The organism is Sphingopyxis sp. (assembly GCF_016704835.1).
In the GTDB taxonomy this organism is placed as follows: domain Bacteria; phylum Pseudomonadota; class Alphaproteobacteria; order Sphingomonadales; family Sphingomonadaceae; genus Sphingopyxis.
The window spans coordinates 1,247,455-1,260,219 of sequence record NZ_JADIZJ010000001.1 but is presented as its reverse complement, the minus strand read 5'-3'; the positions used below and the strand labels follow the sequence as shown (position 1 = coordinate 1,260,219).

Annotated in this window: 13 protein-coding genes and 1 pseudogene; 9 read left to right on the top strand and 5 right to left on the bottom strand. The window is 64.5% G+C overall.

Annotated features, from left to right (window positions below; genetic code table 11):
- The first annotated feature begins 64 nt into the window (after positions 1-64).
- The 4 genes from IPF76_RS06205 to IPF76_RS06190 all read left to right on the top strand — a co-directional run bounded on the left by IPF76_RS06205 (position 65) and on the right by IPF76_RS06190 (position 5,251).
- A complete protein-coding gene (locus tag IPF76_RS06205) occupies positions 65-1,111 on the top strand; it encodes a glycerophosphodiester phosphodiesterase family protein (protein WP_293841017.1) in 1,047 nt (348 codons plus the stop codon).
- 194 nt (positions 1,112-1,305) lie between these two features.
- Positions 1,306-4,272, top strand: a complete 2,967-nt coding sequence (gene ileS, locus IPF76_RS06200) for an isoleucine--tRNA ligase (protein ID WP_293841014.1) — start codon at positions 1,306-1,308, stop codon at positions 4,270-4,272.
- Complete coding sequence (gene lspA / locus IPF76_RS06195; RefSeq protein ID WP_293841011.1) at positions 4,269-4,790, top strand: signal peptidase II; 522 nt, start codon at positions 4,269-4,271, stop codon at positions 4,788-4,790. Before ileS ends, lspA begins: the two co-directional genes overlap by 4 nt.
- A gap of 41 nt (positions 4,791-4,831) precedes the next feature.
- The gene (locus IPF76_RS06190; RefSeq protein WP_293841008.1) at positions 4,832-5,251 is read left to right on the top strand and encodes a DUF3035 domain-containing protein; all 420 of its coding nucleotides are present in this window, start codon (positions 4,832-4,834) and stop codon (positions 5,249-5,251) included.
- 60 nt (positions 5,252-5,311) lie between these two features.
- Here IPF76_RS06190 and IPF76_RS06185 read toward each other — a convergent pair whose 3' ends face one another.
- From IPF76_RS06185 to IPF76_RS06175, 3 genes and pseudogenes are all read right to left on the bottom strand, one after another.
- Entirely contained in the window at positions 5,312-5,980 is a 669-nt protein-coding gene (locus tag IPF76_RS06185; RefSeq protein WP_293841005.1) for a hypothetical protein, read from the bottom strand.
- Positions 5,981-6,007: 27 nt separating this feature from the next.
- Positions 6,008-7,935, bottom strand: a pseudogene (gene dxs / locus IPF76_RS06180) (1-deoxy-D-xylulose-5-phosphate synthase).
- Between the two features lie 46 nt (positions 7,936-7,981).
- Positions 7,982-8,200: a hypothetical protein gene (locus tag IPF76_RS06175; protein ID WP_293841002.1), complete on the bottom strand. Its 219-nt coding sequence runs from the start codon at positions 8,198-8,200 to the stop codon at positions 7,982-7,984.
- A 275-nt stretch (positions 8,201-8,475) separates the two neighbouring features.
- Between IPF76_RS06175 and IPF76_RS06170 the strand changes: the two genes are divergently transcribed.
- Complete coding sequence (locus IPF76_RS06170; protein WP_293841000.1) at positions 8,476-9,438, top strand: MipA/OmpV family protein; 963 nt, start codon at positions 8,476-8,478, stop codon at positions 9,436-9,438.
- A gap of 53 nt (positions 9,439-9,491) precedes the next feature.
- On the opposite strand, the gene IPF76_RS06165 is transcribed toward IPF76_RS06170, so the two are convergent.
- Complete coding sequence (locus tag IPF76_RS06165; protein WP_293840998.1) at positions 9,492-10,382, bottom strand: LysR family transcriptional regulator; 891 nt, start codon at positions 10,380-10,382, stop codon at positions 9,492-9,494.
- 144 nt (positions 10,383-10,526) lie between these two features.
- Between IPF76_RS06165 and IPF76_RS06160 the strand changes: the two genes are divergently transcribed.
- The 4 genes from IPF76_RS06160 to IPF76_RS06145 are packed head-to-tail and all read left to right on the top strand — an operon-like array spanning position 10,527 to position 12,449.
- Positions 10,527-11,153: a pyridoxamine 5'-phosphate oxidase family protein gene (locus tag IPF76_RS06160; RefSeq protein ID WP_293840996.1), complete on the top strand. Its 627-nt coding sequence runs from the start codon at positions 10,527-10,529 to the stop codon at positions 11,151-11,153.
- A 2-nt stretch (positions 11,154-11,155) separates the two neighbouring features.
- A complete protein-coding gene (locus IPF76_RS06155; protein WP_293840994.1) occupies positions 11,156-11,764 on the top strand; it encodes a glutathione S-transferase N-terminal domain-containing protein in 609 nt (202 codons plus the stop codon).
- An 11-nt stretch (positions 11,765-11,775) separates the two neighbouring features.
- Positions 11,776-11,997 (top strand): 4-oxalocrotonate tautomerase family protein, encoded by a 222-nt coding sequence (locus IPF76_RS06150; RefSeq protein WP_293840992.1) that lies wholly within the window; start codon positions 11,776-11,778, stop codon positions 11,995-11,997.
- On the top strand, positions 11,994-12,449 hold the full coding sequence (locus IPF76_RS06145) for a DMT family transporter (protein ID WP_293840990.1): 456 nt from the start codon (positions 11,994-11,996) through the stop codon (positions 12,447-12,449). The genes IPF76_RS06150 and IPF76_RS06145 overlap by 4 nt, the downstream gene beginning before the upstream one ends.
- A gap of 15 nt (positions 12,450-12,464) precedes the next feature.
- Here the strand turns inward: IPF76_RS06145 and IPF76_RS06140 are convergent, their stop codons facing one another.
- Positions 12,465-12,764: a transcriptional regulator gene (locus IPF76_RS06140; protein ID WP_293841968.1), complete on the bottom strand. Its 300-nt coding sequence runs from the start codon at positions 12,762-12,764 to the stop codon at positions 12,465-12,467.
- Between the last annotated feature and the right edge of the window lies 1 nt (position 12,765).

The window sequence follows — 12,765 nt, the reverse complement described above, 5'->3', positions numbered from 1 at the left end:
GGTCCCTGCAGCGCGGCGGGAATGGATCCCGGATCGCGTCCGGGGTGACGAGATTGGGGGGACGATGACGGACAATTCGGATTGGGCATTGGCGCTCGAAGACCCAAAGAAGAAGCCGATGAAGCGCCGCAACAGAATCGCGCTGTGGCTCTTCGCCGTCTTCATCGCCTGGCTGACCCTCGGCAACGCGAGCTGGCTCGCCCCTTCACCCGCGGGCAAACCCAAACTCATCGCGCATCGCGGCGTCTATCACCTCTACGACAAGCGCGCCGCCGTCGGCCGCGACACCTGCACCGCCGCTTTCGCCTACCCACCCGAGCATGAGGTGTTCGAAAACACCCCCGAATCGATGCGCTGGGCGGTCGGGCTCGGCGCCAATATGGTCGAGATCGACGTCGCGCCGACCAGGGACGGCAAGATGGTGCTGTTCCACGACTGGACCGTCGACTGCCGCACCGACGGCCAGGGCGACACCCGCGACCTGACGCTGGCCGAGCTCAAAACCCTCGACATCGGTTACGGTTACACCGCCGACGGCGGCAAAACCTTCCCCTTGCGCGGCAAGGGCGTCGGCAAGATGCCAACCGTCGAGGAGGGGCTCGCGGCGCTGCCCGTTCACCCGATCCTGTTCAACTTCAAATCGAAAAACCCCCGCGAGGCCGACCAGCTGTTCGCGATCCTGCAAGCCTCGGGCCGCGACAGCAAGAAACTCGGCGACGCCTTCTACGGCGCCGAACGTCCGGTCAAACGGATGCGCGAACTGCTCCCGGACAACTGGTCGTTCGACCTCAAGCGCGAGGCGCTGGCCTGCTCCAAGGACTATGTGATGTACGGCTGGACGGGCATCGTTCCCGAAAGCTGCCGGAACGGCGTGATCGCGATCCCGATCAACTATCAATGGGCGTTCTGGGGCTGGCCCGACCGCCTGATCGCCCGCATGGACCGCGTCGGCGCGCGCGTGATCGTGTTCGGCCCCTATGAACGCGGCAAATCGAACGAGGGCCTGACCACTCCCCAGCAACTCGCCAAAATCCCCGCCAGTTTCAACGGCTATATCTGGGTCGAAGATATCGGCGCAGTGGGGCCGGCGCTGCGGCCGCGGCAGAGGTAAATCCCTCTCCCCTTGTGGGAGAGGGTTGCGCAGCCTTGGCAGCTTGCTGCCCCCCGGGGAGGTTCCTCCTCCGACAGCACCCCCCTCACCCGCTGCGACTAAGGCAGCAAGCTGGCAAGTCTCGCTGCCCTCTCCCTTGAAGGGAGAGGGAGAGAGGTTTGCTCCCACGCAAATCTGCGCTAAGCGCCGCCCCCATGACCGAGAGCACGCCCGCCGCCGAGCAACGCGATTATCGCGACACCGTCTTCCTGCCCAAGACCGACTTCCCGATGAAGGCCGGCCTGCCGCAGAAGGAGCCGCTGATTCTGGCGAAATGGCTCGAGGGCAATCTGGAGGGGCAGATTCGCGCCGCGCGTGCCGGCCGCGACCAGTTCATCCTCCACGACGGCCCGCCCTATGCCAATGGCGACATGCACATCGGCCATGCGCTCAACCATATCCTGAAGGACATGGTCGTCCGCACCCAGACGCTGAAGGGCATGGACGCGCCTTACGTCCCCGGCTGGGACTGCCACGGCCTGCCGATCGAGTGGAAGGTCGAGGAGCAATATCGCAAGAAAAAGCTGAACAAGGACGAGGTGCCGGTCGAGGAATTCCGCGCCGAATGTCGCGCCTATGCGCAGCATTGGGTCGACACCCAGCGCGAGCAATTGAAGCGCCTTGGCATCGGCGGCGACTGGGACCACCCGTATCTGACGATGGATTATGAGGCCGAGGCCACCATCGTCCGCGAGCTGCTCAAATTCGCCGCGAACGACATGCTCTATCGCGGCGCCAAGCCGGTGATGTGGTCGCCGGTCGAAAAGACCGCGCTCGCCGAAGCCGAGATCGAATATGAGGATATCGTCTCGACCCAGATCGATGTCACTTTCGAGATCGTCGAGAGCCCGATCGCCGAACTGGTCGGCGCGCATGCGGTGATCTGGACGACGACGCCTTGGACGATCCCGGTCAACCAGGCTTTGGCCTATGGCCCGGAGATCGAGTATTATCTGGTCAAAGCAGATGATGGCCGAGATTATCTGGTAGCCTTCGATCTGGTTGAAAGCTTCTTGCAGCGGACTGGCTTGTCGTTTCGCGCAACAGGTGACGCCCCGGCACTCGACGACGCTGTGGCACAACTGAATTACGCCAGTAGCCTCAGCTTCAAAGGCTCCGACCTCGCCGGCACCATCGCTCGTCACCCGATGCACGCACTCGGCGGTTTCTTCGCCCGCCCGCGCCCCTTCCTCGCGGGCGATTTCGTCACCACCGACAGCGGCACGGGGCTCGTCCATATGTCGCCCGATCATGGCGAGGACGATTTCGACCTGTGCAAGGCGAACGGCATCGACCCCGTGTTCGCGGTCGAGGGCGATGGCAAATATCGCGAAGACTGGGGCTGGCTCGGCGGTCAGGGCTCTGTCATCAACCCGAAATTCAACGCACCCGACGGCCCGATCTGCACCGACCTGCGCGACGCCGGCGGCCTCCTCGCCGGCTCGGCCGATTACAAGCACAGCTATCCGCACAGCTGGCGCTCGAAGGCAAAGGTCATCTATCGCTGCACCCCGCAATGGTTCGTGCCGATGGACCGGGTGATGACGCATATCGAGCCCAAGGCGCCGCGCGAGCAGCGCTGGGAAAGCGAAGGCGGCGCGATCAACCCGGCCGAGGAGGATCTCTGCGCCGCGCCGACGCTGCGGCAGGCCGCAATGCACGCGATCGACCGCACGCGCTTCGTGCCCGAAAAAGGACGCAACCGCATCGGGTCGATGGTCAAGGACCGCCCCGACTGGGTGCTGAGCCGCCAGCGCGCGTGGGGCGTGCCGATCACCTTGTTCGTCGACCGCAAGACCGGCCAGTACCTCAACGACCCGCAAGTCAACGACCGCATCGTCGCGGCGGTGAAGGCGGCCGGCGTCGATGCGTGGAGCGACACGCGCGCGCAGGAGTATCTCGGCGACGCGTATGACGCTGCCGATTACGAACGCATCGTCGACATCCTCGACGTCTGGTTCGATTCGGGCTGCACCCACGCCTTCGTCCTCGAAAGCGGACGCTGGCCCGCGCTCGTCCGCCACGACGGCGGCACCCACAGTGCCGACCTATATCTCGAAGGCAGCGACCAGCATCGCGGCTGGTTCCAGTCGAGCCTGCTCGAAAGCTGCGGCACGCGCGGACAGGCGCCATACAAGGCGGTGCTGACCCACGGCTTCACGATGGACTCGAAGGGTCTCAAACAGTCGAAGTCGGTCGGCAACACGACCGATCCCGTCAAGGTGATGGAAACCAACGGCGCCGACATCATCCGCCTGTGGGCGCTGAGCGTCGATTTCACCGAGGATCACCGCATCGGCGACGAAATCCTGAAAGGTGTCGCCGACCAGTATCGCAAGCTGCGCAACACCTTCCGCTATCTGCTCGGCGCGCTCGACGGCTTCACCGAGGAGCAACGCATCTCCGACGTCTCGGCGATGCCCGAGCTCGAACGCTATATGCTCTCGCTGCTCGCCGACCTCGACGCGAAGATGCATCAGGCGGTCGATGACTTCGACTTCAACACTTACACGCGCCTGCTCGCCGATTTCTGCAACGAGGATCTGTCGGCCTTCTATTTCGACATCCGCAAGGATCGGCTGTACTGCGACGTCAATCTCGCGACTGGCAAGCAGACCGCAGAGCGCGCCGCCTATCGGACCGTCCTCGACACACTGTTTCACGCGCTGGTGCGCTATGCGGCGCCGGTACTGGTGTTCACCAGTGAAGAGGTGTGGCGGACGCGTTATCCCGAAGCCGGAAGCGTGCATCTGCTGGAGTGGCCGGAGCTTCCGGCATTCGAGCGCGACAAGGCACTTGTGATCCGCAACACGGAACTCCGCGCTCTGCGTGCGCAAGTGACGGAAGCGATTGAACCGCTGCGCCGGGAAAAGCAGGTTCGGTCAAGCCTTGAAGCCGAAATCACGATGAACGATCTCAACGCAATTCTTCAAGATTTGGACCGCAATCATCTTGCGGAGGCTTTCATTTCAGGGACCGTGCATCTGGTTCCTGGTCATGACGGTATCACGATCGCCCCGACCACCGACCACAAATGCGGCCGCTGCTGGCGCCACCTCCCCGAAGTGACCGAGGACGGCAGCTTGTGCAATCGCTGCGAGACGGTATTGGACGCGGCATGACAAGCTCTCGTTCGCCGTACCTGCGTTTCGGCCTGTTGATCGCGGCCTTCGCCTTCCTGTTCGATCAGGTCACCAAATGGGTCATCATCACCCCGCTGTCGCTGGAAGCGAAGCGCGTGATCGAGATCGTCGACATCTTCAACCTCACCTGGGCCGAAAATTGCGGCATTTCGCTGTCGATGTTCGCCAGCTGCACCGACACGACGCGCTGGACGCTCGTGGCGGTCACCGCACTCGTCGCGGGCGCGGTCGGCATCTGGATGACGCGCGAACAGGCAAAGGGCGACGTCATTGCGCTCGCGATGATCCTCGGCGGCGCGCTCGGCAATATCGTCGACCGGGTCCGCTATGGCTATGTGGTCGATTTCGCCGATCTGCATTTCGGCGATTTTCGCCCTTTCATGATCTTTAACGTCGCCGATGCGTGCATCTCGATCGGTGTGCTTTTGCTGGTTGCGCGCGCGCTGCTCTTCGGCGAAAAGGCGGCCAGCACGGACGGTAAGCCGTCAGCCAAATAAACGGGGGCGCCGATTAACGGGGCGCATAGGAGAATATTCAAGTGAACCGGACCACCGCCATCCTGGCCGCCTCGATTTTCGCGACCACCCTGTCGGCCTGCGGGTCGAACAGTCTGTTCAGCCGCGACCGTCCCGATGAATTTGCCGTGTCGCGTCAGGCGCCGCTCGTGGTGCCGCCCGACTTTTCGCTGACCCCGCCCGCCCCCGGCACCGCGCGCCCCGGCGGCGAATCGACAGCGGAACAGACTCTGCGCGCGCTGTTCGGCGGCCCCTCGGCCCGCAGTCCCAACGAAGCTGCGGTGATCAGCAGCGCCGACGGCGCCCGCGCCGACCCAGGCATCCGCAGCCAGGTCGGCAGCCCCGACACCCAGGTCGTTGACAAGGGTCTGGTCGTCCGCGACATCCTCGCCGCCCCCGAAGGTGACGGTCGCGACGCACAGGCGGCGATTCCTGGCGCCTGATCACTCTGCAAGTTCGACGAAAAACGGCTCGGGCTTTCCGGGCCGTTTTCTTGGGTGCGGTCAGCGGAAAATCTGTGACACCACCGTGAATAGCACCAGCGCCTCGACCATCGCGCGCGAGGCATGCCCCGCGGCGCGCCAGTATCCCGTCCGCAAATGGTGCGCGAACCACAAGATCTGCAACGTGCCGAACCACAACAGCGCAAATACGAGCAGCGCCAGCCCCGCCACCTCCCACTCGATGCGTCCCATCCGCATCAGGATCGACGCAGCGCTGATTATCATCGCGAACGGCGCGGTGACATAGCATTGGCTGTAAAAGGGCGGCTTGAGCGGTCCGCGGTCAAGCTTCACATGCCGCGCCCGCACCATCCGCGCCGCCATGATCAGCGGAAAAATGCTGAAAAAGGCAACGCGGATAAGGATCAGGCTGCTGTCGTCGCTGATGAACACGCTCAGCCCGGTTCGGTCGGTAACAAGCTGATCCTGACCGACCAGTGACAGTTCGACGGCATGCGTCAACGCGACGGTCAGCAACAGGAACAACGGCGGTGACAGCGTGTCGCTATATTGCTGCTCAGCCGGATCGCCGAGCTCGGCCTCCGAATAATCCATCATCTTGAGCGGCTTGGTGAGCGCGCGCCACAAGGTGACCGGATAAAAGACCAGCCACGACATGATCTCATAGAGCAGCTCGTCGAGCGACTGGATGAGTTTCAGGAAATCCATTGGCGCCCCCGCTGCCTGCGATCCCGACTAAGCCCGCGCGCCCGCTTCCTCGACCCCCGCGCTGTTGTGGCGCAGCGCTTTGAGCACGCAATCGACGATCTGCGGCGCGTTCAGTCCCGCGGCGTCATATTGCAGTTCGGGCTTGTCCTGATCCTGGAACACATCGGGCAGGCGGAGCGTGCGCAGCTTCAGCCCGGCGTCGATCAGCCCTTCGTCGCTGGCGAGCGTCAGCACATGCGCGCCGAGCCCGCCGACGCTGCCTTCCTCGACCGTCACGCACACTTCGTGGTTCGCGAGTGTCTTGCGGATCAGCTCTTCGTCGAGCGGCTTGGCGAAGCGCAGGTCGATGACACTCGTCGACAGCCCCCGCGCCTCCAGCGTGTCGGCAGCTTTCAGCGCCTCGGCAAGCCGCGTCCCGAGCGAGAAAATCGCGACCGTCTTGCCGCTGCGCACGACGCGCCCCTTGCCGATCTCCAGCTTCACCGGAACCTCGGGCAGCGCCACCCCAGTGCCGTTGCCGCGCGGATAGCGGAAGGCGATCGGCCCCGCGTCATATTCGGCGGCGGTATAGGTCATATGGACCAGCTCGGCCTCGTCGGCCGCCGCCATCACCACCATGTTGGGCAGCGTCGCCAGATAAGTGACGTCGAACGAGCCCGCATGCGTCGAGCCGTCGGCGCCCACCAGCCCCGCACGGTCGATTGCGAAGCGCACCGGCAGATTCTGGATCGCCACATCATGGACGACCTGGTCGTAAGCGCGCTGCAGGAAGGTCGAATAGATTGCGCAGAACGGCCGCATCCCCTGCGCCGCGAGCCCCGCTGCAAAGGTCACCGCATGCTGTTCGGCGATGCCGACGTCAAAGCTGCGCGTCGGATGCGCTTTCGCGAATTTGTCGACCCCGGTCCCCGACGGCATCGCCGCGGTAATCGCGACAATGAGCGGATCGGTATCGGCGAGCTTCGCCAGCGTCTCGCCGAACACATTCTGATACTGCGGCGGTCCCGGCGGCGCTTTCGCCTGCTCGCCGGTAATGACGTCGAATTTCTGGACGCCGTGATATTTGTCGGCGGCGGCCTCGGCGGGGGCGTAGCCCTTGCCCTTCATCGTCACCGCGTGGATCAACACCGGGCCATGGTCGCTGTCGCGGACATTCTCGAGGATCGGGATCAGATGGTCGAGATTATGCCCGTCGATCGGCCCGACATAATAAAAGCCGAGTTCTTCGAACAGCGTCCCGCCCATCGCCATGCCGCGCGCATATTCGTCCATCTTTTTCGCTGCCTTATGGAGCGGCTCGGGCAATTTGCGCGCAAAACGCCGGGCGATTTCGCGCAGTTCGAGGAACGGCCGCGACGACACCAGCTTGGCAAGATACGCCGACAGCCCGCCAACCGGCGGCGCGATCGACATGTCGTTGTCGTTGAGGATGACGATCAGCCGGCATCCCGCGCGCCGGCGTTGTTCATCGCCTCATAGGCCATGCCCGCCGACATCGACCCGTCGCCGATCACCGCGATCGCGCGGCCGGGCTGATCCTTCAGCTTGTTGGCGATGGCAAAGCCCAGCGCCGCGCTGATCGAGGTCGAGCTGTGCGCGGCGCCGAACGGATCATACTCGCTTTCGCTGCGCTTGGTGAAGCCCGACAGGCCGCCGCCGGTGCGCAGCGTCCGGATGCGGTCGCGACGCCCGGTGACGATCTTGTGCGGATAACATTGATGCCCGACGTCCCACACGATTTTGTCGCGCGGGGTGTCGAACACATAGTGGAGCGCGGTGGTCAGCTCGACAACGCCCAGCCCGGACCCCAAGTGGCCGCCGGTGGTGCCGACCGCCGAAATCATCTCGGCGCGCAGCTCGTCGGCGAACTGGCGGAGGTCTTCGGGCTTCAGCTTGCGGAGGTCGGCGGGGACATCCACCGTGTCGAGCAGCGGCGTTGACGGACGATCGGTCATCGCACGGTCATAATGGTAACCACCGATACTGTCGAACGAAAAGGGGCTAGCCCTCGTCGCCTTCGTCGCGTTTTGCGGCGCCGATCTGCGCATAGAGCCCGCGCACCATAAGGTCGGTGAACACTAGCATCACCCCGATCATCCCGACGAGCAGCGCGAGCGCAGCGACTGGAACCGGCCCGACGCTGTCGATCGCGCCGCGCCGCTGCGCCAGCGCGAGCGCCGCCGCAATCGCCATCAGCGCATAGCCGATCAAGCGCGGCATGCGGTTCATGCCGGCGACAGCATGGGTTGGACAAACAGGATAACGCTATGCCAGGAACCAACGGCAAAGCTGCGCGATAGGCAAGCGGCAAGGTGGCGGTGATGCATGAAAAGCACGATGCGGCCAAAACCAGCTTTGGGCAAGACGAAGCCTTTGCAATATCTGGACCTTCGCTTACAGCCTCGGCAAGAGGGGCAAGATATAGGACGATTATGCGCGCTTTGACCCCGCTCCTCCGCTCTGTTCGCCCGATGCGGCCAATCGCATGCGTCGCCATGCTCATCATGGTCGGTTTTGCGGTTCGGCCCGCAGCCGGCGAAGAGACGACGGCGCGCGCAGTACCGATCGAACAGGGGCAAATCGCACCGCCGCCAAGTGACGACCAGACGGCCGGCTATATCCAGGGACCCGGCGATATCGATGATGATATCATTCTCCCTGCAGCGCGCGATGACGATAGCGACAGCGATCGCAAATGGTCGCGCAACTATATTTCGGTGGCGGGTGGGATTTTGACCGCGCCCGATTACAGCGGCTCGGACGAGCGCCGACTACTGCCTGGTTTTTATGTTCGCGGCCGGTACGACGGCTATTCTTTCTCGACCCGCGGCACCAATCTTCAGGTCGATCTCATTCGGCAACGCCGCGGCCAGAAAACCGATTTCAAGTTCGGCCCGATCATCAGCCTGCGCGCCGACCGCACCGGCAGCGTCAAGGATCCGCAAGTCGAGGCACTCGGAAAACGTAAGCTGGCAGTCGAAGCGGGAATTTTCGCCGGCGTCACCCACAGCGGCGTGTTCACCAGTGAGTATGATCAGATCGGCTTTCGCGTCGTAGCGCTAAAAGACGTGTCGGGAGGCCACGGCAGCTGGGCGGCGTCGCCGACGATCGATTACGGCAGCCCGCTCTCGAAACGTGCCTTCATCGGCGTATCGGCGTCGGTCAATTTCTATGGCAAAGGCTTTGGCCGCTATTATTACGACATCGACCCCGTTGGCAGCGCCGCAAGCGGCCTGCCGGTCTACACCGGCGCAGGCACAAAGGCGGGCGCGGGTAAATATTCGATTGGCGTCGCGGGCGCATACGGCCTGTCGGGCGATCTTCGCAAAGGCTTTGTGCTGATCGGCGGCGCCCAATATGGTCGCCTCCTGCCGCGCTTCGCTGATTCACCGCTTGTGTCACAAGTAGGCAGTGCCGACCAATGGCTGCTCGGCGGCGGGCTGGCGTACCAGTTTTGAGCGGGTGCGGTCGGCGGCGCATCTAACCTGACCGTCACCCCTTTATATTTTCGTCATCCCAGCCCGGCCAGCCGCGCGCGCTGCTTCATCGCCTCGACAAACATCCGCACCGCGGGCAACCCCGCGCGCGCCGGTTCGAACAGAAGATGCACCGGCAGCGCGGGCGGCTGGTCGTCGGCGAGCAGGGAAATCAGCCGCCCCGCATCGACCGCTTCGACGACCTGATAACTCAGCAGATTGGCGATCCCCAGTCCCGCCTCGGCCGCCGCCAAAATGCCGTCCACCGTGTTGAGCACCAGCCGCGGCCGCGGCTCGATCCGCCAGCGGCCCGACGCGAACTGCCATTCGCTCGCCGCGCGCGGTCCCATCGCAGCAATCAGATCATGCCCCGCCAGGTCGCCTGCGCTCGCCGGCGCACCGCGCCGTGACAGATAGGCAGGGCTCGCGACCAGCATTTGGCGCACCCGGCCGATCCGGACCGCCTTGAGACTTGAATCGGCCAGCGGGCCGATCCGCACCGCGACGTCGATCCCTTCCTCGACGATCCGGACGTTGCGGTCGATCAGCATCATCCGCATGCTCAGCTCGCGGTACTGCGCCATCAGCTCGCCGACGACCGGCAGCACATGCAGCCGCCCGAACATCACGGGCGCGGTCAGATGCAACTGGCCGCGCGGTTCGGCCTCGGCGCCGCGCAGCTCGCGTTCGGCGCCCGCAAGGTCGGCCAGGATGCGCCGCGCCTGTTCCAGAAACGCCGCCCCCGCATCGGTGAGCGAGACCGCGCGCGTCGAACGGTGGAACAGACTCGTCCCCAGCCGCGCCTCAAGCGCCGCGATCCCGCGCGTTACCGCGGGCGGCGAGCTACCCAGCTTGCGCGCCGCCGCGGCGAAGCCGCCCTCGCTCGCGACCGCGACGAACATTTCCAGGGTGAGCAAGCGATCCATGATTATTCCGTTTGTAGGAATTAACTTGTTCGATCTTCTCTCATTATCACAAACTCAGCAACTATCTACATCCTGTCGGGCGAACGAAGGCCTGTCCCTCCTCCCGGTCTTCGCTCGCTTCCTATCGCAAAGGGGTCCCGAACGATGGCACAACATTATCGCCACACACTTTTCGACGACGCGGTCAAAGCGCTTCAGGAACAGCACGGGTCGCGTGCTTCCTATCTCAAACTCGACGCCGGCGCCGACGGCACCCCCGACTACCTGACCGCCAAGGAGCTCGCCTTTATCGCGCTCCGCGACAGCTTTTACATGGCGAGCGTCAACGGCGACGGCTGGCCCTATATGCAGCACCGCGGCGGCCCCGCGGGCTTCCTGCTTCATATCGAGGGCAACCGCATCGGCTTCGCCGACTTTCGCGGCAACAAGCAATATATCAGCACCGCGAACCTCGCGGGCAACGACCGCGTCTCGCTGTTCCTGATGGACTATCCGAACAAGGACCGACTGAAGCTTGTCGGCCACGCCCGCAGCATCGAGCTCGCCGACGATCCCGCGCTGGTGACGTCGCTAATGCCCGAAGGGTATCGCGCGGTCCCCGAACGCGCCTTCCTGATCGACGTGATCGGCTGGGAATGGAATTGTTCGCAGCACATCACGCCGCGCTTTACCGAGGCCGAAATTTCCGCCGCGATCCAGCCGATGGCGGCCGAGCTCAACCAGCTGCGCGCCGAAAACGCCGTGCTCCATGCCCAGCTTTCCGGAGACTGACGATGATTCAACTCTTCGCCACCCCGCTGTCGGGTAACGCCCACAAGGTCCGCATGGCGCTCGCCTTCCTCGACCTGTCCTGGGACGAACGGCCGACCGACGCAGCCGCGCGCCAATCCGACGCTTTCGCTGCGCTTACCCCGATGCGCCAGATCCCCGTCTATGTCGAAGGCGACCTCACGCTGCGCGACAGTCAGGCGATCCTGACCTATCTCGCCGCGCGCCACCGCCCCGGCGACTGGGGCGGCCGCACCCCCGAGGAACGCGGTGAGATCGCGCTCTGGCTGTCGCACGCCGCCAACGAAATCGCGAACGGCCCCGCCGCGCTCCGCCTCGCGCGCCAGTTTGGCGCGACGATCGCCCAGGATCAGGCGCAGGCCGTCGCCGCGCGCTTCCTGCCGGTGATCGAGGCGCATCTGGCGCAGCATCGCTGGCTCGTCGGCGACCGGCTGACCATCGCCGACCTCGCCGCAAGCCCCTATCTGGCGCTCGCGGGCGAGGCGGACATCGACCTTGCCCGCTGGCCGGCAATCGGCGAATGGACGGACCGGATCGCCGCGCTGCCGGGCTTTCCCGCGATGCCGGGCTGGCCCGCGCAGACCGCCAACTGAGGAGCCGACCGATGCCCTATGTGAACATCAAGATTACCCGCGAAGGCGCGACGCCCGAGCAAAAGGCCGAGCTGATCGGCGGCGTTACCGAATTGCTTCAGCGCATTCTCGGCAAGAATCCCGCGACCACGGTGGTGACGATCGACGAGGTCGATCTGGGCAATTGGGGCATCGGCGGGCTGCCCGTGCTCGACTATCGTGCCGCGCAATCCGCGAAAGAGCCGCCCCGATGACCGCCAACAACGCCCCCGCCTTTGCCGCGATCATGCTGCTGACCGGGGTCGGCATCCCGATTCTCGCGGCGCTCAACGGCGGTCTCGGTGCGCGCCTCGGCAGCCCGATGGCGGCCTCGATGATCCTGTTTGGGCTCGCCTTCCTCATCGCCGCCGGCGGCGCGCTGATCACCGGGTCGCTCGGCCAGATCCGTTTCACCGCCGACATCCCCGTCCAATTCTACTTTGGCGGGCTGTTCGTCGCCTTCTACGTTATCGCGGTGACCTTCATCGCGCCCAAATTCGGGGTCGGTAATGCGATCTTTTTCGTCCTCGTCGGCCAGCTGATCAGCGCCGCGGTGATCGACCATTTCGCGCTGTTCGGATCGCTGCGTTTTCCGGTCGATGCCAGGCGGTTCGCGGGTATAGCGCTGATGGTCGCAGGGGTGTGGCTGGCGCGCCGGACGGGCTGACCTGGGTCAGCGCGCCTATTCGGCCGCAGCGGGCAGATGGGCAACAATTGCGCGCAGCGCCGCAACATGGCGATCAAGCGCGCGGATCCCGGCCCGCGTCAACGACGCCCAGGTGCGCTGCCGCCCGCCTTCGGCGGCCTTGCGCAGCGCAACATAACCGGCGTCGGACAGCGCCGAGAGATGCTTTGACAGCACCGAGTCGCTGACCTTTAACAGCTCGCGCAGCTTGGCGAATTCCATCTCGGTCACCTTGGCGAGCAGAGCCGCGATCTGGAGCCGCGCCGGCGCATGGAGCAGCATGTCGATGCCGTCCATC

What these genes read in the sequence shown, in the direction of transcription:
- IPF76_RS06205 (WP_293841017.1), top strand. Translation starts at nt 65, where the DNA reads ATGACGGACAATTCGGATTGGGCATTGGCGCTCGAAGACCCAAAGAAG.
- ileS (WP_293841014.1), top strand. Translation starts at nt 1,306, where the DNA reads ATGACCGAGAGCACGCCCGCCGCCGAGCAACGCGATTATCGCGACACC.
- lspA (WP_293841011.1), top strand. Translation starts at nt 4,269, where the DNA reads ATGACAAGCTCTCGTTCGCCGTACCTGCGTTTCGGCCTGTTGATCGCG.
- IPF76_RS06185 (WP_293841005.1), bottom strand. Translation starts at nt 5,980, where the DNA reads ATGGATTTCCTGAAACTCATCCAGTCGCTCGACGAGCTGCTCTATGAG.
- IPF76_RS06175 (WP_293841002.1), bottom strand. Translation starts at nt 8,200, where the DNA reads ATGCCGCGCTTGATCGGCTATGCGCTGATGGCGATTGCGGCGGCGCTC.
- IPF76_RS06170 (WP_293841000.1), top strand. Translation starts at nt 8,476, where the DNA reads ATGCTCATCATGGTCGGTTTTGCGGTTCGGCCCGCAGCCGGCGAAGAG.
- IPF76_RS06165 (WP_293840998.1), bottom strand. Translation starts at nt 10,382, where the DNA reads ATGGATCGCTTGCTCACCCTGGAAATGTTCGTCGCGGTCGCGAGCGAG.
- IPF76_RS06160 (WP_293840996.1), top strand. Translation starts at nt 10,527, where the DNA reads ATGGCACAACATTATCGCCACACACTTTTCGACGACGCGGTCAAAGCG.
- IPF76_RS06155 (WP_293840994.1), top strand. Translation starts at nt 11,156, where the DNA reads ATGATTCAACTCTTCGCCACCCCGCTGTCGGGTAACGCCCACAAGGTC.
- IPF76_RS06150 (WP_293840992.1), top strand. Translation starts at nt 11,776, where the DNA reads ATGCCCTATGTGAACATCAAGATTACCCGCGAAGGCGCGACGCCCGAG.
- IPF76_RS06145 (WP_293840990.1), top strand. Translation starts at nt 11,994, where the DNA reads ATGACCGCCAACAACGCCCCCGCCTTTGCCGCGATCATGCTGCTGACC.
- IPF76_RS06140 (WP_293841968.1), bottom strand. Translation starts at nt 12,764, where the DNA reads ATGGACGGCATCGACATGCTGCTCCATGCGCCGGCGCGGCTCCAGATC.